The sequence below is a fragment of the Vreelandella alkaliphila genome (assembly GCF_016107625.1).
Lineage (GTDB): Bacteria > Pseudomonadota > Gammaproteobacteria > Pseudomonadales > Halomonadaceae > Vreelandella > Vreelandella alkaliphila.
Genome location: NZ_JABASV010000001.1, coordinates 103121 through 128055, shown reverse-complemented (window position 1 = coordinate 128055; position 24935 = coordinate 103121). Strand labels below are relative to the sequence as shown.

The following is a 24935-nucleotide window of genomic DNA, read 5'->3' as shown; positions in this document are numbered from 1 at the left end:
AGCTTAACGATAAAGCGTTGGAAAGCGAATACCCAAGACTGCCCGTGCATCAGCGTTTGCTAAAAAAGAGTTAGTGCGTTTGTCAACCTGTGTAACGTTATCGATTTGGCGTTGACGCTGTTGCAAGGAAACTCTACTGTCTCGGCAAATCGCTAGTTAGCATTTTTTTACATTCTTGAGGGAAGGCCGTGGATCTCGCAACGCTAATAGGTTTGGTAGGGGCTGCTGTGTTAGTGGGGGCCTCTGTAATCATGGGCACTTCGCCTGAGGTGTTTATGAACCCGACGGGGTTGCTGCTAGTGGTCGGGGGAAGCCTGTTTGTTGTGTTGGCAAAGTTTAGTATCACCCAATTTAAATTTGCCTTAAAAGCGGCGGCGCGGGCGTTTAAATTCCAGTTGCCTAGCGTTCAAGCAAGTATCGATGAATTAGTCGAGCTGGCGAAAGTTGCCCGCCGTGAGGGGATGATTGCGTTAGAAAGCCGAGAGGTGAATTCTCCGTTTCTTAAGAAAGGCCTACAAATGTTGGCCGACGGCTACAGCGCCGAAATGATTAAAGATATGATGGAAAAAGAGCGCCTGTTGACGCTGGAACGAAACGAAGCAGGCGGCCAAGTATTTTCGGCGTTAGGTGAAGTGTCTCCCGCGATGGGAATGATTGGCACCCTGGTAGGTTTGGTACAAATGCTTTCCAATATGGGCGACCCTTCTTTAATTGGGCCTGCTATGGCGGTTGCTCTGTTAACCACCTTATATGGTGCAATGATTGCAACGATGATCGCCAACCCGATCGCTCAAAAACTATGGGTGCGGATGAACCAGGAAGCCAAAATGCAGGAGCTGTGGATCGACGCGCTGATTGCCATTAAGAGCGATAAAAATCCACGAGTGCTTGAGCAAATGCTGACCATCTATTTGCCCCCTGAGCACCGTGGCTTGCCAGGTTCAGGTGAAACCGGCCCTGCTGGCGAGCGAACGTAATCCATGGCGCAAAAACAGACCAATATTCCTGCTTGGATGGTGACATACGCAGATTTAATGTCGCTATTGTTATGCTTTTTTGTGTTGCTATTGTCGTTTGCAGAAATTGATGCTGAAAAGTTTCGCCGTGTGGCGGAGGAGCTATCAAAAGCCTTCGGCGTGCAGCGCGATGTTGAGGCTACCCAAATCCCTATGGGGACCAGTGCGGTATTCCAGCAGTTTTCTCCAGCAGTACCTGACCGCACCTTGTTAGACGAAGTGCGACAACGAACTACCCAGCAGCAACCACAGTTGGAATCCATGCGTAGCATGCTGGATGTACAACGACAGCAGCGAACCCTTCAAGTGGCCGCTAGTCTCGAAGATTTGCTTAAAGCATCGTCGTTAGAAGGTGTTGCCGACATTGAGGTCGATCAGTTTCGAGTGGTCGTCAGGATTTCTGAGCAGGGCACATTTGGCTCTGGTAACGCCGATGTCATGCCCGCGTTTGCTGATCTGCTGGAAGAGCTGGCAACGGTATTAGCTGCTGTCACCGGAACGGTTTCAATTGAGGGGCATACGGACAACGTGCCTATCCGCACGTCCCGTTTTCGAAGTAACTGGGATTTGTCCGCGTTGCGTGCGTCTTCTGTTGCAAACGTGCTTGTTGCCACTGAAGAGCTAACGGCAGAGCGACTGATGATACAAGGCTTCGCTGATACTAGGCCGTTGGCTTCCAATGACACGCCTGAAGGGCGGGCGGACAATCGCCGCGTTGAGTTAAGGATCGATCTTAACGACTCTTTTGAAGAGCGTGGAGAGCGTTCCATTCGATCACTGCAGGGCATTACAGAGCAAAGCAGTACAGAACGTGATGTAGCTGCACAATTAGACAGTCTGTCTGCCGAGTAAATTCGGCAGCGGCGATAGAATCAGCTACGCTGATTGAGTTGGCGGACGTAGTGTTTGCGTCCTTAAAACGAGTTTACGCTAACTATCAAAGGAAAGGAGAACGGAATGGATAGTAAAGCAAGCGCACGTTGGGAAGGTGGACTCAAAGATGGTCAAGGCAATGTGGCGACGGAAAGTGGAGCATTGGATGCTGGCTATTCGTTCAAACAGCGCTTTGAAGGAGCACCCGGCACCACACCGGAAGAGTTAATTGGCGCTGCCCATGCAAGCTGTTTCTCAATGGCGCTTTCCATGATTCTTGGAGAGAAAGGCTTTACCGCTGATGCTATTGATACCAATGCGCGTGTAACGCTTTCACAAAGTGCAGATGGTTTCGATATTTCCAGTATTCATTTGGACGTTGTAGCCAGCGTAAGCGGTGCCGATGACGCAGCCTTTCAAGAAGCTGCTGAAACAGCTAAAGCGAACTGCCCTGTTTCCAAAGTATTAAATGCTGACATTACTATGGACGCAACCTTAAAGGGGTGATTCGAACGCCAGATAACGCCGAAAAGCGCTGCAGACATGCAGCGCTTTTTTATGATCTCTTTTTCGGGGAAGCACAATAGCCGCTTCAAGCACTTATGAAAAAGCGCTTATGAAAAGTCACTTGTGAAGAGGGCTTTGCATCTAAGCAAGGCCCTATAGCAGTCGAGTTTAACAGGATTTATGTTTGCGAAAGCCGCTTGTTAAAACACGCGTTACTCGTCGTCATTTTCGCTGTTATTCATCTCAGTATCGCGTTCTGTATGAAGGTCATTGCCACGCTCATACTCTTCGGCACTTTCCAACGCTTCTTGAGAGGCGTTTACCGATATAATGTAATCTTCGCCATCTTCATCCTTGGTAAGTTCAAGCGAATCCCATTCGATAGCGACATCTTTTTCGCCCATACCAAGGAAACCACCAACGCCGACAACAACAGCATTAATTTGCCCATCCTCATCAATGATTAAATCATTGATGGTGCCGATGTCTTCATCATCTTCAACGCTGCTTTTTACTTGATTGCCCGTCAGAGAGTCTGAGTGGAAAGTTCCTTGCGGCGTTTGGGTCAAGTAAGAAGCTTCCATGCCGGTCTGATTGTCATCACTTGCGTAGGCAATGCCGGCGACGGCAATTAAGGTAGGAATAACCAGCGTGCTGAGAAAAGTCGTTTTCATCGTTTTGCTCCTTGCATTTTTATGAAGGGGTTAACAACTGTCTGTTAATCCCTAAGTAACGTAGTAGCGATAAACTGGTTGGCGTTTTTCGGGCTCCTTGCTAGCCAACGCTACCCAGTCGGTTCCTTTTGATGGGTGGCGCTACTGTTCCTGTTGGTGATGAGTGAAGCCCGACACGTTGCTGTGCACAGGCACTTCTAAAGGTAGGTGCTATGAGCTGTATTGCAACGCTAATGAAGAACTCTTAACTAAGATCACTTCAAATGCACATCAGCGTTAAACCAGGACGTGTTAGATTTATTAATAAACGTTAAAATCACTCTCAATGAGACGTCTCACCCACGTTGGCCGTTGAGATTGCTGCGACAGTCTATCGAATTGACCCATTCAGACCGCTTGTTCATATTCGTACGCAAATTGTCCCCACTGCAGCCTGCTCAACAGCAGGTAGCGCCTTGGGACCATATAATAAAGGAGACCCCATGACAGTTGCCGCGCGGTATCAAACGCTTCGACAGGTTAAAAAATTGTGGGCTAGCAGCGTAGCTCTGGGAGCTTGGTTGTTTGCATCCAGTGCCGTTGCTAGTGAAAGTGAATTACCCAAAGGCCACTTTTTGCTCCCTGATGAAGGGAATATGGTGGGCGAGGTGTATACCGTTACGGCGAAAAAAGAGGATACCCTGCTCGACATTGCCCGTGAGCATAATGTGGGTTACGAAGAGATTCGTATGGCCAATCCAGATACCAGTATTTGGATACCTGGCGAAGGTACTGAGGTGAAAATACCCGGCCAATATATTCTGCCAGATGAGCCGCGTACTGGCATTGTGATTAATGTTGCTGAGCTTAGACTCTATTATTATCCAGAGGTGGAAGAGGGCAAGGCGCCGCGAGTAGAGACGTATCCTATTGGCATTGGTCGCGATGCGTACAATACGCCGCTGGGCATTACTAAGACCACTATGCGTCTTGAGAACCCTGCATGGTATCCACCTGAGTCTATTCGCCAAGAAGCTGCTGAGCGCGGTGATCCTGCGCCCGCGGTTGTTCCACCAGGTGAAGATAATCCGTTAGGGCAATACGCTATTTTGCTGGATATCCCAGGCTACTTAATTCATGGCACTAATCAGCCAGACGGTATTGGCATGCGTGCTAGCCGGGGCTGTATTCGGATGCATCCAGAAGACATTGAGTCTGTATTCTGGCGTGTTCCAGTAGGTACGCAGGTAAACATTATCGACAGCCCCGTTAAGGTGGGCTGGGAAAGTAACGGAAATGCCTATGTTCAAGCTTTTACGCCCACGGATGAACAGAGTTTTGGTATGGAAACGCTGTTAGAAGTGGTTAGCCTAATTGAGGCTCATGAAGGTAATGAGCACGGCATTGATTACGAGCAGGTGCGTAATGTGCTGGAAAAAGCCAATGGCCAGGTTGTTCCACTTAGCTAGGCCGTTCGCTATGAACATGGGGGGCGCTGAGCGAGGAAACGAGCTCCAGCGCCACCGCTTGTCGCACCAGCTCTGCCAAATTTGCAGCGTGCATGGCCTTCATGGCTCTTAACCGATAGACCTCGACGGTTTTACCGCTAATCTCCATGTGCTCGGCAATTTCACGACTGGTCATTCCTTCTGCTACATGAATCACAATGCGCTGCTCTTTCGGGCGTAGCGATTGGTAACGTGTTCGCAGCATTGCCAACTGCTGCTTAGCGCGTTGCTGTTGATGAGCATCGCCCAACGCCTGTTGCACGCTGTCAATCAACTGCTGGTGATTAAACGGCTTTTCAATAAAATCAAATGCGCCGTTCTTTAGTGCAGCCACTGCCATGGGGACATCACCATGCCCTGTCATCATAATGACCGGCAGGGTATTGCCTTGATCAACCAACTGCTGCTGCACTTGCAGTCCACTCATTCCTGGCATGCGAACATCAAGCAGCAGCGCGCCCAACTTATCGTGCTGACTCGCTAAGAATTGCTCGCCGTCATGAAACGCTTGAGCGGTTAATCCGACGGATTCAAGCAGCCAAACCAGCGATTCACGCAATGCTTGATCATCATCAACAACCGCGATAGTGGCGGTAGACTGTCGTTCAACACTGCTGGTCATTACTGGCCCCTGTTAATGCACTGATTGCGCATTCATATTGTTTCTGTGCGAAGTGTGATGTCAAAGCAGGCGCCTTTCGCGCTTTGTTGGGGGCGCAGAGTAAGCGCCCCGCCCATGCTCTCAATTAGCGAACGGCTAATTGCCAAGCCCATTCCCAACCCTTCATCGCGGGTGGTGAAGAAGGCATCAAAAATGGTGTCTTGATGTGCTGGCGCTACACCTGGGCCCTGGTCTTCAACGCTAAGAGTCAGCTGTCGATTGCCGCTTTTTAGCGCTGAAACGATGACCTGATCGGCACCAGGGGTATCACGGCTCGCGGTTAGCGCGTTGAGCAATAGGTTAACGATTACTTGCTCAAGGGCAATAGGGTCCGCATAAATACGTGGCAACCCGTGGGGCAATTGTTGGGTAAGTTGAACTGAGGCCTGTTTATACTGCCAGTCGCACAGTTGAAAGGCGGCGGCAATGACCTGTTCAAGCACCAGGGGCCTGACACAGTGGCTGCGTTTACGCACAAAGCTGCGCATATGGCGGAGTCGTTCGGCAAGACGCTGTACTTGCTCATCAATGCGGGCCAGTGGCAGTCGTAGCTCACTGGCGGGTAAGTTGGGCGTGTGCGTTGTTTTCAAAAGGGCGCCACTGGTGTAGTTGGCGATTGCACCAAGGGGCTGATTGAGTTCATGAGCAATATTAGACGCAAGCTCTCCGGCGGCAGCTAACCGATTGGCATGGGCAATTTGTTCTTGGTGCCGACGTGCCTGGGCTTCGGCAGCTTTACGCACGCTAATATCGCGATTAATTAATGCAAAGTGCCCTGGTTCTGCCCCTCGGCTGCGGTGGGTAAGCACGACACTAAGCACGGGAACTAAGCCGTGCGTGCTGAGCATTTCCAGCTCGCCGCTCCAGGAGCCATAGCGTTCAACGGCGGGGAATACCACCTGCTCCAATAGTGCCAACGAGTCACTAGGGTAAAGCGCTGACAGGGCAACTTGCATGGCATCTCGTGGGAGTGAAAAACAGCGCCGTGCCGCTTCGTTGGCACTAAAAATATGCTGATTAGGCCCTAAAAAAAGTACGTAGTCGGTAGTGGATTCGACCACCTGTGCTAAACGCTCTCTTGTGGCTTCGGCATGAACTCGGCGGCTCACGTCCCGAGAGACGCATAAAATATCAATTAGCTCGCCTGTGGCATCATCTCGGCGGGTTCGGCTGGTGGTTTCAAACCAGATGTAGTGACCTGCTTTAGCCCGAAACCGATACGTTTGCTGATAAAAACCGTCGTGATAGTAGACCCGGGGTGATTTGTTCAGCAGATCACTTAGGTCGGCGGGATGAAACAGCTGATAGGCAGACACGCCAATCAGCTCTTCCGGTTCGTACCCTAATAAGTCTCTCGCCGCTTGAGAGGCATATAAAAAAGTACCGTCGCGGGCATGGCGAGATATCAAATCAGTGGTGCTTTCTGCCAGCCACTGATAATGACGTTTCTCTTCTTCTAGCACTGCATTTTGCGCTTCTAGGGCTTTGATTCTGGCGATTAATGTGGCTTCGTTACTGGTGTCCATAGTGTTTCAGCGCGCCGGGTCGAGCACGCCACCCAGCGAGGCGTTGCGCCTAAACCAGCCAGCGATGCTGGCACGCGGATGCTGGGTTGGCAGCACCTCGTGGGGAATGGTTTCGGATAAAAAGCAGGCGAACGTACCTGCTTCAGGCATTACGCGGGCGACTTCCAGAGAAGGGTTGTCGGGGTGATAAATGACCATTTCGCCACCGCCATCTAAGGGCCACTGAGGGTTTAAGTAACCGACGGTTGAAATAACCCGGTTAGCTCGCCCTCGAAAACTGTCTAAGTGGCGTTGATAAAACGCGCCGGGCGGGTAGTGGGCAAAGTGGGCCTCATACTCAAACAACCCCAGGAAAAGCGCTTGATTGAGGGATAGCTGGAGTTCTGCCATGGCGTCAAGGTAGCGGCGCTGGGCTGCGCTTTCTCTATCCAACCAGTGAATGGCATCGCCGCGAATATCTTTGCGAAGGTGATGTTCTTTACCGCGGCCAATGCCAGCCTCATCAAGCACATCGTGTTCGGCCATATGGTTCAGCTCTCGGTGCAGCGTTTGGCAAAGATCAAGGTCTATCACGTTGTTACCCACGTACCAGCCTTGCTCAACGAGCGCATCGACCAGTGCAATATGGGCGATAGGGTTGATCGCTGGGGGGCTATTGCCATTGGGTAAAGAGTTTGGCGCTGAAGAGGCAATCATTTCATGGTTCTCTTAGTCGGCATGCGAGCTGCTTTTGGTAGGCGACTGCTTCTCTCAGGGTAGTGATGTAACGCCCCTGGTGGGCGCTGGTAAAGGTCAATTGGCATGCCAAACCCTTCCGCCAGTAGTTCTACCAGCATCATGGCAGAAAGCCCCCAAATCACGTGGCCGTCGACATGGTAGCTAGGTACGTAGTGAGCAACGCCATCTACCGTTATTACATCGGTGTGGGTGCGCCTGTCGTCTAGAAAATGGCTGAGTGGCACTTCAAAAATGGTGTCTAGTTCTGAGGGATCTGCTACCAATGGTAAATCTGGCGGAATAATGCCGACCCAGGGCGTAACTCGGATGCCATGTAGTGAAATAACGTCTGATAACCTTCCCAAGGGTTGTACAAAGGAAGGCGCTAGCGCAATCTCTTCTTGTGCCTCGCGAAGAGCCGTCGCATAGAGATCGGCATCGCAGGCCTCGCGTTTGCCGCCGGGAAATGCCACTTGGCCACTGTGAGTGCTGAGATGGCTCGCTCGCCGTGTAAACAGCAGCGTGGGCGATGGACGCTCAACAATAGGCATTAGCACGGCAGCCTCGGGCATTACAACGTGGTCTAGCCGTTGGGGGGAGTGCTGTTGCAGTTGTTTGCGCAGTTTCTCTAACATAGGGCTTCCATTTACTTTGTTCTCTTTTACCCAGCAGCGGTTATTGACGTCAAGTACGTTAAAGCCTTGCCCCATCAGCCGTAGAGAAAACGCGATGAATTTTTGTAGTCAGTGTGGTGAAAAAGTCCGTTTTGCTGTTCCTGAAGGCGATGACCGTTCGCGCTATTTATGCGATGCCTGTGGCACTATTCATTACCAGAATCCGCGTATTGTGGCGGGTACGCTGCCGGTGATTGACGATAAAATATTGCTGTGTAAACGGGCGATTTCTCCGCGTAAAGGGTATTGGACACTCCCCGCGGGCTATATGGAAAACGCCGAAACCACTCAGCAGGCCGCCGCACGCGAGACCTGGGAGGAGGCCGTTGCAGAGGTCAAACTGGAGGGGTTATACACGCTCATTGATCTGCCTCATATCAATCAAGTGTATATGATTTTCCGTGCAGAGCTTCTCGGTGGCTTTAGCGCAGGCCCTGAAAGCTTGGAAGTAGCGCTGTTCGAAGAGCATGAAATTCCTTGGGATGAGCTTGCTTTTCCAACGATTGAGCGCACGTTAAAGCACTTCTATGAAGACCGTAAAAATGCGCACTACCCGCTGCACATCAGCTCGATTACCCCTGAAGATAGGGAGCGATATTTTGGCAGTGCCTAAGCTTTATTGCTGTTTAGGCGTTGCTAGCAACATCATCTATTAAAGCCTTGTATTACTGAATTACAGCTCGGCCAATTGCCAAACATCATAGGCCACCTCTTCATAGGGGTGGGCTAACTTCAATGCCGCAATCGCTGCCCGTATATACTCATCGCGGCAAACAAGTTCAACCTTCACTTCTTCGACAGTTTCAAGTGACCCTACGTGTCCAATATGGGGGTGTGCGCCCTCTAGCGGGCGGAACTGGCCGGTACCGTGGGTTTGAAAACAGCAGGCCTCATAATCACCAAGTCGGCCAGCTCCTGTCTCAAAGACCGCTTCTTTAACACTCTCGGCATCTTCAACGGGAACAAAAAAAGCAAGCTTGTACATAGTCACCAGTATCCTAATTAATAAACGATTGCGTAAGAGCCCTAGTGGAGGCGTTGTAAGGCAATATTTCAAATTATAGGGCAAGTGAGTGTGTCGATGGATAAACTTGCGGTGATGCGAATGGTTGGGCCAGCATACCGCTGGGGACTTGCGACCATTAATCTAGCCTATTTGATCTATAACCAAGCGCTGCTAGATTTCGATGTGGACTTGGCCTCAATGAGAGGAGCAAGAGTACATGCACCTTGAGCGGAGAGAGTCATGGATGCCACTTTGCGCGATTTACTAGATACGCTGGGATTAATCCCCACTGATAAGCTTCAGCCACTCAGTGGTGGTGACATAGCCGCTGTTTACGCCTTAACTACCCGCCAAGGGCAAGTCGTTATCAAACACGACGATTCCGCGCGATTGCTTGGTGAAGCAGAAGGGCTCCGCGCGCTCAAGGGGGCGGGCACTTCATTAGTGATACCTGAGGTGCTGGGAGAGACGATGGGGTGGCTGGTGATAGAGTCACTCGATACCCAACCCGCAAATACCCAAAGTAGCGTCGCTTTAGGCGAAGGGCTGCGTGAGTTGCATGGTGTGATAGGTGATGCCCATGGCTGGCATCAGGACAATGCGTGTGGGCGTACGCCCCAACCCAACTCCCCACTGGCAGATGGTCGTGCGTTTCAGCGCGAACGGCGTCTACTGCCTCTTACTCAAGCTTGTTATCAGCAGGGCCTACTGAATGGCGCGTTGTGCCGCCGTGTTGAACACCAAGCAGAGCAACTAGAAACATGGCTGCCAGATTCGCCTGCCAGCCTTATTCACGGTGACCTATGGTCGGGTAATGTGCTGACGACCACTAGAGGGCCAGCACTGATTGATCCTGCTGTTTATCGCCATTATCCCGACGTTGATTTGGCCATGCTGACCCTGTTTGGGTCGCCTGGTGCACCTTTTTTTGATGCTTACTGGAACGGCGATAAGCCAACCGACTGGCCAAGACGCGAAGCGCTGTTTCAGCTTTATCCATTGCTTAACCATCTACTGTTATTTGGTTCAGAGTATCGCAGTGCCGTTGAACGCTGTGTAGCAGTGTTGGAAGCTGTTGAGAGTTAATGGGTCAGCGTTTGACGGAGCAATAGTGGTGATGGTGCTGTTTTTCTCGCTTTATTAGCTATCTGTTTGGATTGCCAATTACTCTCGCATGTTGTTGAGAGACTCAAACGCTCACTTGAGTTAGCGTGTTATTTACATTAGCTGTAACACAGTTCACTTAATATTCGAGTGAGCAAAAGGAGTGCTAAAAAGCTGCAAGCTCATGGGGCTTTGGACTAAGGTAATAAAGAGTCTTGTGTTGTGCGGTTATCTATACGTGACGCTGTTCATATATTTAGGCTAAGTTCAAGCCTAGCATACATACATGAATGTAACTATAATGCCACCTTTCAGAATGGCTATCATTATCGCCACCCTACGTTGACACCTAGAGGCAATCCCATGCGACTGGCACACTGGGCAGTCAATGCCCCTTTTCGTCCCCTGCTATTAGCAGTGCTGACATCTTCTTTCATCCTGCCTGCTCAAGCGGCAGATTTAGTCAATATCACCCGCGATGCGCTTAACAATAACGCTGCCTTGGCCTCAGCACGCGCTGAGTTTTCAAGTGTTGAAGCGGCAAGCGATGTGGCAAGTGGTGCTCTGTTGCCTCAGGTAAATGCCTCTGGCAATGTCATTCATAACCAGAAGTATGAAAGCCAGTCCTCCTCAAGAGGGGAGCAGAGTGCTGGTGCTGCTTCTAATGTAGATGGTGGGGGTGTTGGCGATGATCGTTATAATACGGCGTCGTTAAAGCTTGAAGCGACCCAGGCACTATTTAATGCCGTCACGCGTGAGGAAGTGAATCAGGCTGAGCGTCAGATTGATCAACAAGTGTACCTATTGGCCGCTACTGAACAGCAATTGTTGATTGATGTTGCTACCGCTTATTTTGATATTTTACGTGCCCACGAAGTGCTCGAAGCGCGCTTAGCTCAAGAGCGTGCGATTGGCCGCCAGTTAGAACAGGCCCAGGAACAGTTTGAAGTTGGCCTCATTGCCATCACTGAAGTAGAGGAAGCGCGGGCGAGTTTTGATCAATCCCGCGCTGACCGCATTGCTGGAGAAAGCAATCTTCAGGTGGCATTTGAGGTACTTGAACAACTAACTGGGCAACGTTATGCCAATATCGATGCACTTGGCGACAGCATGCCTATCGCCCTGCCGAGCCCCACGGATCGTAACTATTGGGTAGAGCAAGCAATAGAGCGTAATCCGCAGGTATTAGCGCAGCAGGCGGGTATTGAGCTTTCTCGCGTGGGCGTCGAGCTGGCGCGTGCCGGACGTATGCCGACGGTTCAAGCATTTGCTAACTACCAGTACTCGGACAGCGATAGTGATTTGGTGAGTGGCTACAACACATCAAGCCAAGTGGGTGTCTCAGCGAACTTGCCTATTTATACCGGTGGCAGCACCAGCGCTCGTATCCGCCAAGGTACCTTCCAGTTAGAAAGTAGCCAATACGATTTCGAGTCCCAACGCCGTACGACTATCCAGCAAGTGCGTTCACTCTATACCCAGGTCAGCAACAACGTTGATACCGTTGAGGCTCGTCAGCAGGCAATCGTCTCTAACCGCAGTGCTTTAGAAGCTACCCGTGCCGGTTATGAAGTAGGCACACGTAATATCGTGGACGTGTTGAACGCTGAACAAAACCTCTATAACGCTATCGCCAACTATGCTGAAGCGCGTTATGACTATGTGGTGAACTTGCTCTCTCTGCGTCAGCAGGCGGGCCTGTTAGACGTTGAGGCGATTGAAGAAGTCAATGCGTGGCTAACGGGGGATGAGGTGAACTTCACGCTGCCCGAAAGCGGCGACCCCGACGCCTACCAGCGGGCTATGGATATTGGCGCTCCACCCACGCCGGGCGCATAAGCTAGCGAGTTGTTAGTTTTCTAACATATTAAACAAAACACGCGCTGTGCTGCTATCCGTCAATGTTGAAAAGATTAATGGGAAACCGACGTATGAAGAAAATGATTCACTCAGGTCGAGCGAGTCTAGTGACGCTGATAGCTGCATTGGCGCTAGCCGCATGTGGCCAGGAGCAGCCTCAGCAACAGCAGGCCGGGCAGCAGGAAGCTCCGCCCCATGCGGTAGAAGTAGCTGAAATAGCCCGCCAGGATATTCCTCTGGATAAATCCTACCCATCACTGCTGCGCAGCGACAGCGAAGTTACGCTTGTGGCAAGGGTAAACGGGTTTCTTGAAGAGCGCCATTTTGAGCCAGGTCAACTGGTAGAGCAGGGCGATCGCCTCTACACCATCGAGCCAGATCTCTACCAAGCAACGGTCAATCAGCGTGAGGCTGACTTGCAAAGTGCGCGCGCTGAACTGTCCCGAGCCCAGCGCGATGCGCAGCGTTTTGAGCAGTTGTTAAGCCAAAACTCGGTGAGTCGTCAGCAGTATGACCAAGCACTGGCTGACCAGCGGGTTGCCCAAGCCAGTGTAGCCCAAGCAGAAGCGGCCTTAACTAGCGCTAACCTGGATTTAGGCTACTCAAACGTTACCGCCCCCGTGTCTGGCATGATCAGCTTAAGCCAGATAAACGTTGGTAATTTGGTAACGCCAGGAACTGAGTTAGCCACTATTACGCCGCTTGATCCTCTTGAAGTTCGTTTTCAACTACCTCAACGTGATGCCTTTGAGTTGCGTCGACAACTGGGTGAGAGCGGTAATGCATCAGACATTACCGCGCGCTTGAGCGTGCCAGGACAACATGGCGGCGACAGCACTGAGCTTGAAGGTCGTTTGGACTTCCTGGGTTCTCGTGTTGATACCGGCACTAGCACGGTTCAAGCGTCAGCAACGTTTGTGAATCCTGAGGGTGCTGTGTTGCCTGGTCAGTTTGTAAGGGTTCGTATTGAAGGCTTGAAGCGTTTTGATGTGCTGGCCGTACCAGAAATTGCCGTTACTCAGGGGCTGATGGGGCCGCGGGTCTTTATTGTCGATGATGAAAATAAAGCGCGTGAGCGCACGGTTCAGCTCGGTGAAGTGGCTGGTCCATGGCAAATCATTCATGATGGCCTTACTGCTGGCGAGCGTGTCATCGTAGGCGACCCCGCTGGTCTGGAGCCGGGAATGCTAATTGACCCCCTGCCATTTGAAGGTAACGCTGCCGACATCGTCGCTGAAGCTGAGCAGGAAGACGCCCAGCAAGAAACCGGGCAGGCAGAGGCAATGCAGGATGAGGCGGCTGACGCACAGCCCGCTGAAGGGGAAGAGGGCGCGCAATAATGAACTTTTCCAACTTCTTTATCAGCCGACCGATTTTCGCCACCGTTTTGGCGATTATCTTGACGCTGGTAGGTACGATGGCGATGCGAATACTGCCGATAGAGCAGTATCCCAGCGTTGTACCTCCCACTGTGTCAGTTCAGGCTCAGTTCCCCGGGGCAGATGCTGAGACGGTTGCGCAAACCGTCGCGGCACCGCTTGCTGAGGCCATCAATGGTGTTGAGGACATGCTATATATGACCTCAAACAGCGCTGATAACGGTCTTATGAGCCTGAGTGTTGCGTTTAACATTGGCACTGATGGAGATATCAACACCATCAATGTCAATAACCGAGTGCAGGGCGCGCTTTCGCAGTTACCTGAGGCGGTTCAGTCTCAAGGGGTGACGGTTGAGTTACGCTCTGACTCTATCCTGATGCTTGTTGCCTTGACGTCTCCTAGCGGTGACTACAACAAAATCTACATGCAAAACTACGCCACGCTTAATATCTTGGATGAGCTACGCCAAGTGCCCGGCGTAGGTAATGCCGAAGTGTTAGGCGGCGGTGAGTTTGCGATGCGGGTGTGGATGAACCCTGACAAGCTGGCTCAGTATGACCTCACGCCCAGTGAAGTGGCCAGTGCGATTCGCGCGCAGAATACCGAAATTCCCGCAGGTAACTTAGCGGCAACACCGCAAAGTGAACCGCGTGCTTATACCTATACGATTACTGCCGGTGGGCGTTTATCGGGAACCGATGATTTTCGCAATATCTTTCTGCGCACCAATCCGGACGGTTCCTCGCTTCGTTTAGAGGATGTGGCGCGTATTGAGCTGGGTGCTTCGTTTTATGGCGTGGATGCTCGTTTAAACGGCGCCACCATGACGCCCATTATTATTAACCAGCAGCCGGGTGCCAACGCACTGGAAACCGCTGAAGCAGTGCGTGCCACGATGGAAGAACTATCGGGACGTTTTCCGCCAGGGCTTGAGTATGTAACGCCTTATGACACCACGCTGTTTATTGATGCCTCGGTAGAAACCGTATTAAAAACCTTCGTCGAAGCGTTTCTGATTGTTATCGTGATTCTGTTCATCTTCTTGCAGAACTGGCGCTTTACGGTCATTGCCATGTCGGTCGTGCCGGTCTCGGTTATCGGCACTTTTGCTGGTTTTTACTTGTTTGGTTTCTCTATTAACCTGTTAACGCTGTTTGCCTTGGTGCTTTCGATAGGCATCGTGGTGGATGATGCGATTCTAGTGGTGGAGAACGTTGAGCGGGTATTGAGCGAAGAGGATGATATTACGGTTCGTGATGCCACTATCCGCGCGATGAAAGAGGTGGGTGGCCCGGTTATTGCCACATCGCTGATTATGGCTGCGGTGTTTGTACCCGTGGCGTTCCTGGGTGGCTTTACCGGCCAGATTTATCAGCAGTTTGCGATTACCGTGGCGATATCGGTGGCGCTATCGGCGCTGATGGCACTGACGTTCACCCCTGCGCTGTCGGCCATCTTCATTAAGCATAACCTGCACATAAGCAAACAGTCCGCGTTTAAGCGTGCAATTACCACACCGCTGCGTCTGTTTGACCGCCTCTTCGCTGGCTTTACCGCCGCTTATATGTGGTTTGTGAAAAAGCTGGTGCGTTTCTGGGTGTTAGCGCTTGCGCTGACTGTGGCGGTGGGGGCCGGTTCTTACTGGCTCTATGCAAATACGCCTTCCACTCTTGTGCCGGAAACTGACCAAGGTATCGTGCTGGTTAGCGTTTCATTGCCTGATGCTGCATCGCTTAGCCGAACTCAAGCCTATATGAATGAGCTTAGCTCACAGATAGAAGCCATTCCGGGCGTTGAGTACTCCTCTGCTGTCGCGGGATACGACATTCTGTCGAGTGCGGTCAATACCGCACGGGGCATTATGTTTATCAACATGAAAACCTGGGCAGAACGCGATTTAACGGCTAATGAGTTGGTTGGCCGTATTATGCAGTTGGGGGCGAGCATTGATGGTGGTTCGGCGATGGCATTTAACGTACCGCCGATCATGGGGCTTTCAACAACGGGTGGTTTCACTGGTTATTTGCAATCTTTTGAAGGCGCGTCACCTCGCGAGCTGTATCAAGCGTCATTGCAAATTATGCAGGCGGCTAACCAGCATCCTGCATTAAGCCGCGTTTTCACAACGTTTAACGTCAATGTGCCTTCTTACCGTGCGGAAATAGATCAGCAAAAAGCGCTGAGCTATGGTGTCGCCCTTGAGAATATCAACTCGGCGCTAGCTAACACCTTCGGTAATGGTTTTGTGAACTTCTTTAGCTACCAAAACCGTAACTTCCAGGTCTATTTACAGAATGAAGATAAATTCCGTAAAACGCCCGATGATATGAGTAGCGTTTATGTACGTGGTGGCAATGGTGAGCGCATTCCTCTTTCTGAGTTTGTAACGCTCGAACGCCAAACGGGTCCATCTGTTGTTTCTCGCTTCGGTGTTTATGCGGGGGCTCAGTTCCAGGGTAATCCAGCGCCAGGCTATAGCTCTACACAGGCTATCGAGGCGATGGAGGAAGTGGTTCAGGAAACATTGGGCCAAAACTGGGGAATGGGCTGGACGGGGACTGCCTACCAAGAGTCTAACCTTGGTAATACCGCTTTGCTCGCCATTGTGTTTGGTATTTTGATGGTGTTCTTGATACTGGCGGCACAGTATGAGAGTTGGTCGTTACCACTAGCGGTACTTACTGCCACGCCGTTTGCTTTCTTGGGCGGCGTGGGTGGTATTGCGTTGCGAGGCCTGGATACCAGTGTCTATGTCCAGATTGGGATGCTGGTGGTCGTTGGCTTGGCCGCTAAGAACGCGATCCTTATCGTTGAGTTTGCAGAGTTGCAGCGCAAAGAGCATGGTAAATCGATTCGTGAAGCAGCGATTACTGCCGCGGAGCTTCGTTTCCGTCCTATCGTTATGACCTCACTGGCCTTTATCTTCGGTACCTTGCCATTGGCACTGGCTTCTGGCGCGAGCGATGTGAGCAGCCACCACATAGGTACCACCGTTGCGGTCGGTATGGCGTCTGTTGCCGTGCTGGGAAGCCTGTTTATTCCAAGCTTCTACGCAATGATTGCCACGGTGTCTGATTGGCTCTATCGGAAACGCCACCCCGACCGTGATGGTAACAACGAGCAGGCAGCGCTAGGCCATGACTAAGCGTAACGCTGTTTAGTGACTTGCTAGCGGGCACCCTGTTTTCATGGTGCCCGTTTTTTTGAATGCGTTATCTCTGTTATTGCCGATGCTTGTAATAAATACTGCTGCTTAAGCGGCTTTCTGTGTTAATTATTTATGGTTTTAGGCGTTTAGTGAGTTTTTTAAACTACACTTAATTGATAGTGGCTACCCAGAAAAGGATATCTATCAATGAGTAAATCTAACGCCTCAACAACATCTGGTTCAACGCTGAAAACCCATATTGAAGCACTCGAGAGACAGCCTCTCGATATTGCGCCAGATGCTTCATCAAGACACTTACACAACGGTATCGATACGTCATTCCCACCTGCCGATCTGCATGGAAGCTACACCAATCACCGTCCGCTTCCGACCGAGGGGATTGAGGGGCGCCGTGCCTGGATCGTTGGCGGCGGCATTGCAGGATTGTCTGCTGCCTTCTTTCTGATTCGTGATGGCCACATGCCGGCTGGCAATATCACCTTCCTAGAGGAACAGGGCATAGAAGGTGGCTCGCTGGATGGTGCTGGCAACGCGGAAGAAGGCTATATCGTGCGTGGAGGTCGTGAAATGGAGATGACCTACCAGAATTTCTGGGACGTCTTCTCGGAAATACCGGCTCTGGAGTTACCGCCACCATTTACGGTGCTGGATGAGTACCGCATCGTGAATGATGCCGACAAAAACTGGTCAAAAGCGCGCCTGTTGGAAAAGCAGGGCCAGATCAAAGACTTTTCCACCATGAATCTCACCAAACGCCAGCAGTTAGAGGTTGTTAAGCTACTGCTAGCACGCAAAGAGGATCTGGATGATGTCACAGTAGAGCAGTGGTTCAGTGAAGGATTTCTGGAAACCAATTTCTATACCTTCTGGCGCACTATGTTTGCCTTCCAGAACTGGCATTCAGCACTTGAAATGAAGCTGTACATGCATCGCTTTCTGCACTTGATGGATGGGCTTAACGACATGACGTCACTGGTGTTTCCAAAGTACAACCAGTACGACAGTTTTGTTCGACCGCTGATGAACTGGCTGCAAGATCAGGGCGTGAATATCCAGTACGACACGGTTGTCGAGAACCTGGACATGGATACCCAGGACGGCTGCAGAACCGTCACCGCTCTTCAGTGCCGAGGCAGTGATGGCGATAAGTCTATCCCTATCGGCACTCGCGATCTGGTGTTTGTCACCACCGGTTCTATGACCGAAGATACGGCTTATGGCGATGATGACACCGTTCCACAGTTGAAAGACAACGTGCAGGCTGGCGAGGGATCAGGCTGGCAACTGTGGAAGAATCTCGCAGAAAAATCAGATATCTTCGGGAAGCCAGAAAAGTTCTGCGGGGACGTTCCACGCTCTACCTGGGAGTCAGTAACGCTTACCTGTAAACCTTCGCCTCTGATGGATAAACTTAAAGAACTGTCGGTTAATGATCCCTATTCAGGATTCACGGCTACAGGTGGGATTATCACCTTTACCGACTCCTCCTGGTTAATGAGCTTTACCTGTAATCGCCAACCGCATTTTCCCGACCAGCCCGATGATGTGATTGTGCTATGGACATACGCATTGTTGATGGACAAGCCCGGCGATTATGTCAAAAAGCCAATGCCTGAGTGTACTGGGAAAGAAGTGCTGACTGAGATGTGTTATCACCTTGGCCTGATTGATCAGCTCGACGCCATACTGGCTGCCACCAAAACACGTATCGCGCTAATGCCTTATATCACCGCTCAATTCATGCCAAGAGCCAAGGGAGATCGCCCCAGCGTGGTTCCTGAAGGCTGTACCAACCTAGCCTGCATGGGGCAGTTTGTAGAAACCCATAACGATGTCGTGTTCACACTGGAAAGCTCGGTAAGAACTGCCCGTATTGGTGTTTATAGCTTACTTGGGCTCAAGAAGCAGGTGCCGGACATCTATCCTGGTCAATACGATGTGCGTCGCTTGCTGCGGGCAACTCGCACTCTGAACAGTGATGAAGCATTTCTGGGAGAGGGCGTTTTACGGCGTATTCTGGGGGGAACCTACTTCGAAAATATCCTGCCGCTTGGTCGGGAAGAAACCCCTGAGGATCTTCACCATCATGGGCTGTTTGAACATCAGCTTCAGGCTATTCGTGGTTTGATGGGCGAAAGCCATACCCTAGATGAAGTTAAAAGCAGGTTGCAAACGTTAAGGGATAAGCTGCGGGGGCGTCGCTGATTTAAGGTAATTTATCTTAGTTGATTAGTTGTCTCAGCTCGCCGCCTTTGTGCGGTGAGTTGAAGCAGTTTTTGTACAAAACGCAGGGCTTAGTTTTTGGTCGATAAGTGATGGCAGTCAAGGTAGCTAAACACATAAACGCGTAAGGTGGTCTACGCTAAAAGAGACCCTGTTTTTAGCTTGTGCTAATAAATATAACGTCAAGCGAAAACATCACCAGGCTTTGTCTGGAGGAGAACACGCCATGATGCAATCACTTGTTTCCGCCGTACTGCAATTTCCAACAGTTGTTTTTACCTTCTTGTTGGCTTTGATAGCGCTCTACTGGTTACTGGTGCTGGTCAGGCTTGCGCCGTTGGAGCTATTTGAGCGCGATAGTCTACGCGACGATCATATGGCCAGTACACTGGTATCACTCGGCTTTGCAGGTGTGCCTGCCACGCTTGCATTAAGCTTCTTGGTACTGTTTGCGGGTGCTATTTCGTTGGCTATTGAGTTATTAGTCCTCCGCTGGTTATCGCTGGGTATGTTGAGGGTGCCTGTCGGCGTGCTCGTGCTGTGGATCTCATTTGCGGTTGCGTCGCCAGTTGCGGCAGCCGTGTGCCATTCATTACAACGCGCGCTTCATCGCTATCAGCCGTTCAAACGTCGCTGTTTATTAGGCGCTACGGTCGTTGTTTCAGAACGTCAAAATGATGAATATGCATCTGCTCAGCTGGAAAACGAACCCAGCAGCGCAGTCAAATTGCATTGCAAAGCGGGGGACTGCCCGCAAGCTGGCGAGCGCCGAGTGCTTGTGAAATATCTTGCCAACGAAGGCGCGTACCGCAGTGTGCTTGAGCAACAATATCTCGATACGCGCGTTCGCGTGAATAAGCTGCGCTTGCACCGCAAGCACCATTCAAACGGCTATTCCACCTAGCGAGTGTTGTCTAGCCAACGTATTGTCTAGCCAACGTATTGTCTAGCCAACGTATTGTCTAGCCAAATAGGCGCCGCCATTGCTTAACGAGCCACTGGCCAATAGGGTTCAATGTAGCGGTGGCGCTTGTTGGTTTACTGCGTGGGAAGGCGCTTAGTGGCGTGTCGAGAAATTGACGGAGTGGTGTTACTTGCTCGGGTTGATTCAGCATAGGAGCATGGCCACACCCTGAGGCGGTGAAAGTAACTAAACCGGGTTGCACCTCTTTCATACGTGGCAGCGTTTCGGCATCCAGTAACGTTGATTCGGCACCCCGAATCACCATCACAGGGCAGTGAACGTTCGCCCAATCTGCCCATGTGTCTCGCGGTGTGTCATGGATGAATTGCTCGCCAATACGGGGGTCGAAGTGATAGGTCCAGCTACCATCAGGTAGTCGCCGAGCGCTTCCCAATGCCAGCGCTCGCCATTCATCATCAGTGGTAATTCCAAAGCTTGCATAGTGCTGTGTCAGCTCTTTTTGTAGGTCTACAAAGCTCGTAAAGCGGTGGGTTAGGCTGAAATAACTGGAGAGCGCGATTAGGCCATCTTTATTCAACTCAGGCCCAACATCGTTCAGGATAAGCCTAGAAATCCGATGTTGATGTGTTTTGTCAGCAGCCAGCAGCATGCCCAATAGCCCGCCCATGGAAGTGCCCAGCCAGTCGACCTGCTTTAATTGAAAATGATCTAGCACGCCTATCGCCACGGTCATGTAGTGGCTGTAGAGATAATCGTGGGCAGGGAACAGTGACCAGCTGGAAAGGCCGCGACCAGGCGTGTCTGGTGCAAGAATACGCCATTCGCTGCCCAGCTGATGGGCTAGGGCTTCGAAATCACCGCCGTGGCGCGCAAGGCCATGCCATGCTATCAGCGTGCGGGGTGCGTCGGGATTCCAAATGCGTACAGCGATATCAAGTTCGCGGATACGAACAAATTCCAATGCATCCATAAAATTATCCTATGCTGACAATCTGCTCAGTATAGGTGTATTGCTGCATCGCAGCGAGATGGTTAGCGCTTCATCATGGTGATCAATGTATCGATGATCTCACCGCCGCGTTCGCGCAATGAAAACGATTCTGGGTTTCGTAACCAATCATGAAACAAGCCACCCAGTGCCGCCTGCATAAGACGCGTTGCCACCTCGGGGGTTAAATCATCGCGTAGCAACTGCTGCTGTTGGGCCAGTTGAAATACCGACAGCATTTCATCAAAACACTCGTCTGCGATCTCGTCCTGCATCTGAATCGGGTTGATATCGCTAAAGAATTCACAGCGATGCAGCAGAATCGATAAAATGCGTTGGTGGGACGGCTGCTCCATGCGGTTTAAGCCGGCATGGCAGGCAAGTTGTATGGCAGTTAGTGGTGAGATAGTCGGGTCGGCGTTGTTTACCTCTTCCATTAGCGACTGGAAGGGCATACGCACACGCTCCACTAGCGCCATAAAAAGGTCGCCTTTATTTTTAAAATGCCAATAAACAGCACCGCGCGTCAGGTTGGCGTGACGAGCAATTTGCTCCAGCGATGTGCGAGCTACGCCTTTTGCGAAAAACACCTCTTCAGCCGCATCCAACAGCGCTTCGCGAGTTGCAGCAGCCTCCGCTTTGGTTTTTCTTGCCATATAAAAACGTAACCTCAGTAATTGACACGTGATAAGCACATTTTATCTTATGTGCACCACTTTTTACATTCAAAACTGTATGGTTAATTACTTTAGCTCATAACGTGGATTAACAAATTCGTCATTTGTCAGTAAAAAGCGTATAAGATTTATTTGGAAACGCCGTTTCGAAACGAAACCGTTATTAGGCACGCTATAGGATTTTCAGCATGGCGCGAGCACCTTTTACCCTGGCTGGGCGCACTGTAATGCCTGGCCAACGCTTACAAATTGATGTGCCTGTGGCACGCCTATATACCCACACGCAGCTGCATATTCCGGTTGAAGTCGTGCATGGGCGTAAAGATGGTCCGGTCATGCTGGTGTGCGGTGGGATTCATGGCGATGAAATTAATGGGGTCGAGATTGTTCGTCGCTTGCTGCGTTCCAAGGCAATCAATAGCTTGCGTGGCACGTTAATTGCTGTGCCCGTCGTCAATGTCTTCGGTTTTTTACAGCAAACGCGCTATTTGCCAGATCGACGCGATTTGAATCGCTGTTTTCCGGGCAGTGAAAAGGGCTCGCTAGGTGGGCGCATTGCGGCGCTATTTCGTGATGAAATTGTCGATCACGCCACGCATATTATCGACTTGCATACCGGTGCTATTCATCGCACCAATCTTCCGCAAATTCGTGCTCAGTTGCAGCCTGGCAGTGAAACTGAGCGCATGGCCGATGCGTTTGGTGCCCCCGTGGTACTCAATGCAGAGCTTCGCGAAGGTAGCTTGCGCCACTATGCTCAAAATCGTGGCATTCCGGTGCTTACTTATGAAGCCGGTGAGGCGCTACGTTTTGATGAGTGGGCAATTGCCCCCGGCGTACGTGGCGTTTTACGCGTGATGCGCCGTTTAGGCATGCTGGCGGGCGAGCAGCGTCGCCGCTCGCCAATGCCTGCTGAACTTGCCAATGGTTCCAGCTGGGCGAGGGCGCCTATCGACGGCATTTTGCGCCCCAAGGTGCGCCTGGGCGCTCGGGTAGCAAAAGGCGAGGTGCTCGGTAAAGTGGCAGATCCCTTCGGCAATGATGAAGGTGAGGTGCTTTCTATGGCCGACGGCATTGTTATTGGTATGAGCCGTCTGCCACTAGCGAACGAAGGTGAAGCGCTTTATCACATTGCCCGCTTTGATGAGATTGAAGAAGCTGAGACGGCGATTGAAAATTTTCAATCAAGCCTGACGCCTCAGCCTGATGCGATGTATTGATACTCGGCTTTGGTGCGTGGTACGTATTACTTACCGCTTGGTATTGCTGATGAGCAGTGATTGTCATTTTCAACAATTGTTGCGACTAAACAGTAATTGCTGTGGCGATCTCTATGTTGAAGCTAATTAACTATCTTGATGTTGGTTTTGCTCCCACGTCACACTTGCCGCTAGCCCGTTGGGCGTGCGATTACTAAGCGTAAGGCGTGCTTTTTGGCGCTGAGCCAACTCCGAGACAATCGATAAACCCAATCCGCTACCGGTGGTACCCTGGCCAGCAGCGCGCCTAAAGCGCTCAGTGACTTTATCCAAAAGTGCTTCGGGGAGTCCGGGGCCCGTGTCTCTCACTGTGAGTTGAGGCAACCCCTCCCAAAGCGCTAATTCTACCTCCACTTGACCGCCTTTCGGCGTATAGCGTAGGGCGTTATCCAGTAGGTTGCGAAAGAGAATTCCTACCTCAATTTCGTCGGCACGAACCTCCAGCTGGGTTAAGCCTATTAGCCTCAAGTGCTGATGACGCTCTTCAGCGAGTGGCCACAGCTCGGCTACCAATTCAGCAATAATCGGATAGAGGTCGATAGTGGCCGTTGAGGTTATGGCAACTTGGTCCAATCGAGCCAAAATAAGCAGTTGTTCTACCACCCGCTGAAGCCGTTCAACCCCGACATAAGCCTTTTGTAATGATTGCTCTCCGCCTGCCTGCGCATTATCTAAGTGGATTCTCAGCGCCGCCAAGGGTGTGCGTAACTCATGGGCTGCATCTGCAGTAAAGCGCCGCTCGCGTTCTAAGGTTTCTTTCAACCGAGTGATAAAGTCGTTTAGCGATTGGCGTAACCCTTTAAGCTCTTGAGGAACCGAATGATCAATTTTACGCAGGTCGTGCGCGGAGCGGCCTTGTACCTGCCTGGAAAGCGCTTGGATGGGGGCAATACCCCGCTGGATAATACGACTCATCAGCCAAAGCAGGAGTGGCAGCAACAGGAGCATCGGCAACAAATTGTTCCAGGTAATGCGCTCCACCACTGCATCATGAAACGAACCTCGCAGCCCCATGCTAATCCAGGTATCGCTGGCAACATCGAACATGCTGAAAACTCGCCAACGATGCCCGTCGTAGCTTTCCCAGCGAAAACCCTCTTTTAAAGGCGCAGGGAAGGGGCCTGCATCACTCCATTTGCCTCCTAGCAGCTTGGGTGAGCCATCGGCATTCCAAAAACCCAGGACTAATTTAAGCTCTTCCTCATGATAAAGCTTGGGATCTGATTCAGAGCTACTCACGGGCACTGGGTTACCGTCGCGATATAGTTGAGCTGGATGTTCAGGAAGGCCCATACGCGAAGCCAGGCGAGCATAGTCGTCAATGGTCGCGTTGGGATCGAGCTGGCTAGCCACAATCCGGCTATGCAGACTGAGCTGTGTATCGAGAATTTCCTCTAGCTCGTGATCGGTAATTAAATAAGCCGCGGTAACCGCAACACCCCCGGCGACAACCATGGTAATGGCTAGCGTGCGAAGCAGATAATGCCGTATCGATCTCATTGCGCCTGGCTATCCAGCCGGTAGCCAATCCCGCGCACGTTAATAATCAAATGCTTTTCAAGCTTTTTACGCAGATGATGAATGTGAACCTCCACCGTATTGGACTCTACTTCTTCGCCCCAGCCGTACAGCAAACTTTCTAAACGAGGGCGAGATAGCACCCTGTCCGGGTGTCTAGCTAGCTCTAGCAATAAGGCATACTCGCGTCGACCCAATTTTACGTCTTTGCCCCGCCAACTCACTGTATGACGAGCTTCATCAATGCTCAGTGCACCCAGCGTTAATATTTGCGAGGCTCGCCCCTCAGCGCGCCGCATTACGACCCGCAAACGGGCGAGTAGCTCCTGCAAATTAAACGGCTTGAGCACATAGTCATCCGCTCCCGCATCTAAACCGCCAATACGGTCTTCCATCGCATCACGAGCCGTCAAAATCAGAATAGGTAGAGTAGATTGCTGTCGGAGTAAACGCAGTACCTGCATACCGTCCATATCGGGCAGGCCAAGATCCAAAATAATCACACTGAAGGTATCGCTGTCGATAGCGCTGATTGCCTCGCGGCCAAGCATAAACCAATCGACCGTGTAGCCCTCACGCTCTAGGGCCGTCTTAATGCCATCCCCAAGCAAGGGGTCATCTTCTATTAGCAGTGCGCGCATGCTGATCCCCTCAATCGACAAGCTGCTATCTTCGCTACCAAAACTTAAGC

The 24935-nt window shown here is 51.3% G+C and carries 23 protein-coding genes; 13 read left to right on the top strand and 10 right to left on the bottom strand.

What is annotated here, in order from left to right; translation table 11 throughout:
• Window positions 1-188 precede the first annotated feature (188 nt).
• The 3 genes from JFC11_RS00555 (at window position 189) to JFC11_RS00545 (ending at window position 2396) form a co-directional block, all read left to right on the top strand.
• Window positions 189-977, top strand: a complete 789-nt coding sequence (locus JFC11_RS00555; RefSeq protein WP_009722471.1) for a MotA/TolQ/ExbB proton channel family protein — start codon at window positions 189-191, stop codon at window positions 975-977.
• A gap of 3 nt (window positions 978-980) precedes the next feature.
• Window positions 981-1868, top strand: a complete 888-nt coding sequence (locus tag JFC11_RS00550; RefSeq protein ID WP_038482325.1) for a flagellar motor protein MotB — start codon at window positions 981-983, stop codon at window positions 1866-1868.
• A 105-nt stretch (window positions 1869-1973) separates the two neighbouring features.
• On the top strand, window positions 1974-2396 hold the full coding sequence (locus tag JFC11_RS00545; RefSeq protein ID WP_038482328.1) for an OsmC family protein: 423 nt from the start codon (window positions 1974-1976) through the stop codon (window positions 2394-2396).
• 212 nt (window positions 2397-2608) lie between these two features.
• Here the strand turns inward: JFC11_RS00545 and JFC11_RS00540 are convergent, their stop codons facing one another.
• A complete protein-coding gene (locus tag JFC11_RS00540; protein WP_095602451.1) occupies window positions 2609-3070 on the bottom strand; it encodes a PRC-barrel domain-containing protein in 462 nt (153 codons plus the stop codon).
• 482 nt (window positions 3071-3552) lie between these two features.
• On the opposite strand from JFC11_RS00540, the gene JFC11_RS00535 reads away from it, so the two are divergent.
• Window positions 3553-4518 (top strand): L,D-transpeptidase family protein, encoded by a 966-nt coding sequence (locus tag JFC11_RS00535; protein ID WP_038482333.1) that lies wholly within the window; start codon window positions 3553-3555, stop codon window positions 4516-4518.
• Here the strand turns inward: JFC11_RS00535 and JFC11_RS00530 are convergent.
• Genes JFC11_RS00530 through JFC11_RS00515 form a run of 4 tightly spaced genes read right to left on the bottom strand, consistent with a single transcriptional unit; the run spans window position 4511 to window position 8096 of the window.
• Window positions 4511-5179: a response regulator transcription factor gene (locus tag JFC11_RS00530; RefSeq protein WP_038482337.1), complete on the bottom strand. Its 669-nt coding sequence runs from the start codon at window positions 5177-5179 to the stop codon at window positions 4511-4513. The genes JFC11_RS00535 and JFC11_RS00530 overlap by 8 nt on opposite strands.
• Window positions 5180-5211: 32 nt before the next feature.
• The gene (locus JFC11_RS00525) at window positions 5212-6744 is read right to left on the bottom strand and encodes a PAS domain-containing sensor histidine kinase (RefSeq protein WP_120385535.1); all 1533 of its coding nucleotides are present in this window, start codon (window positions 6742-6744) and stop codon (window positions 5212-5214) included.
• Between the two features lie 6 nt (window positions 6745-6750).
• Window positions 6751-7440, bottom strand: a complete 690-nt coding sequence (locus JFC11_RS00520) for a 2OG-Fe(II) oxygenase (RefSeq protein ID WP_198348464.1) — start codon at window positions 7438-7440, stop codon at window positions 6751-6753.
• Window positions 7437-8096: a CoA pyrophosphatase gene (locus tag JFC11_RS00515; RefSeq protein WP_198348463.1), complete on the bottom strand. Its 660-nt coding sequence runs from the start codon at window positions 8094-8096 to the stop codon at window positions 7437-7439. Before JFC11_RS00515 ends, JFC11_RS00520 begins: the two co-directional genes overlap by 4 nt.
• Before the next feature lie 94 nt (window positions 8097-8190).
• Here JFC11_RS00515 and JFC11_RS00510 point away from each other — a divergent pair, with 94 nt between their 5' ends.
• Window positions 8191-8748 carry an NUDIX hydrolase gene (locus JFC11_RS00510; protein WP_038482349.1) on the top strand — a complete coding sequence of 186 codons (558 nt, stop codon included), beginning with the start codon at window positions 8191-8193 and terminating at the stop codon, window positions 8746-8748.
• A 60-nt stretch (window positions 8749-8808) separates the two neighbouring features.
• On the opposite strand, the gene JFC11_RS00505 is transcribed toward JFC11_RS00510, so the two are convergent.
• A complete protein-coding gene (locus tag JFC11_RS00505) occupies window positions 8809-9120 on the bottom strand; it encodes a YqfO family protein (RefSeq protein ID WP_038482352.1) in 312 nt (103 codons plus the stop codon).
• Window positions 9121-9216: 96 nt separating this feature from the next.
• Here JFC11_RS00505 and JFC11_RS00500 point away from each other — a divergent pair, with 96 nt between their 5' ends.
• From JFC11_RS00500 to JFC11_RS00470, 7 genes are all read left to right on the top strand, one after another.
• Window positions 9217-9369: a hypothetical protein gene (locus JFC11_RS00500; RefSeq protein ID WP_176472049.1), complete on the top strand. Its 153-nt coding sequence runs from the start codon at window positions 9217-9219 to the stop codon at window positions 9367-9369.
• Window positions 9370-9381: 12 nt separating this feature from the next.
• Window positions 9382-10227 (top strand): fructosamine kinase family protein, encoded by an 846-nt coding sequence (locus tag JFC11_RS00495; protein ID WP_038482355.1) that lies wholly within the window; start codon window positions 9382-9384, stop codon window positions 10225-10227.
• Window positions 10228-10608: 381 nt separating this feature from the next.
• Window positions 10609-12084 carry a TolC family outer membrane protein gene (locus JFC11_RS00490; RefSeq protein WP_198348462.1) on the top strand — a complete coding sequence of 492 codons (1476 nt, stop codon included), beginning with the start codon at window positions 10609-10611 and terminating at the stop codon, window positions 12082-12084.
• 92 nt (window positions 12085-12176) lie between these two features.
• A complete protein-coding gene (locus JFC11_RS00485) occupies window positions 12177-13445 on the top strand; it encodes an efflux RND transporter periplasmic adaptor subunit (RefSeq protein WP_038482361.1) in 1269 nt (422 codons plus the stop codon).
• Window positions 13445-16630, top strand: coding sequence for an efflux RND transporter permease subunit (locus JFC11_RS00480; protein WP_198348461.1), 3186 nt, complete (start codon window positions 13445-13447; stop codon window positions 16628-16630). The genes JFC11_RS00485 and JFC11_RS00480 overlap by 1 nt, the downstream gene beginning before the upstream one ends.
• 210 nt (window positions 16631-16840) lie before the next feature.
• Window positions 16841-18859: an oleate hydratase gene (locus tag JFC11_RS00475; protein WP_198348460.1), complete on the top strand. Its 2019-nt coding sequence runs from the start codon at window positions 16841-16843 to the stop codon at window positions 18857-18859.
• 247 nt (window positions 18860-19106) lie between these two features.
• The gene (locus tag JFC11_RS00470) at window positions 19107-19781 is read left to right on the top strand and encodes a hypothetical protein (protein WP_198348699.1); all 675 of its coding nucleotides are present in this window, start codon (window positions 19107-19109) and stop codon (window positions 19779-19781) included.
• A 58-nt stretch (window positions 19782-19839) separates the two neighbouring features.
• Here JFC11_RS00470 and JFC11_RS00465 read toward each other — a convergent pair whose 3' ends face one another.
• Complete coding sequence (locus JFC11_RS00465; protein ID WP_198348459.1) at window positions 19840-20772, bottom strand: alpha/beta fold hydrolase; 933 nt, start codon at window positions 20770-20772, stop codon at window positions 19840-19842.
• Window positions 20773-20834: 62 nt separating this feature from the next.
• Entirely contained in the window at window positions 20835-21446 is a 612-nt protein-coding gene (locus JFC11_RS00460) for a TetR family transcriptional regulator (protein WP_038482373.1), read from the bottom strand.
• A gap of 209 nt (window positions 21447-21655) precedes the next feature.
• Between JFC11_RS00460 and JFC11_RS00455 the strand changes: the two genes are divergently transcribed.
• A complete protein-coding gene (locus JFC11_RS00455) occupies window positions 21656-22687 on the top strand; it encodes a succinylglutamate desuccinylase/aspartoacylase family protein (RefSeq protein ID WP_038482376.1) in 1032 nt (343 codons plus the stop codon).
• 126 nt (window positions 22688-22813) lie between these two features.
• Here the strand turns inward: JFC11_RS00455 and JFC11_RS00450 are convergent, their stop codons facing one another.
• Both JFC11_RS00450 and JFC11_RS00445 read right to left on the bottom strand, forming a co-directional pair.
• Window positions 22814-24226: an ATP-binding protein gene (locus JFC11_RS00450; RefSeq protein ID WP_198348458.1), complete on the bottom strand. Its 1413-nt coding sequence runs from the start codon at window positions 24224-24226 to the stop codon at window positions 22814-22816.
• Window positions 24223-24885 carry a response regulator gene (locus JFC11_RS00445; RefSeq protein WP_198348457.1) on the bottom strand — a complete coding sequence of 221 codons (663 nt, stop codon included), beginning with the start codon at window positions 24883-24885 and terminating at the stop codon, window positions 24223-24225. Before JFC11_RS00445 ends, JFC11_RS00450 begins: the two co-directional genes overlap by 4 nt.
• Window positions 24886-24935 lie beyond the last annotated feature (50 nt).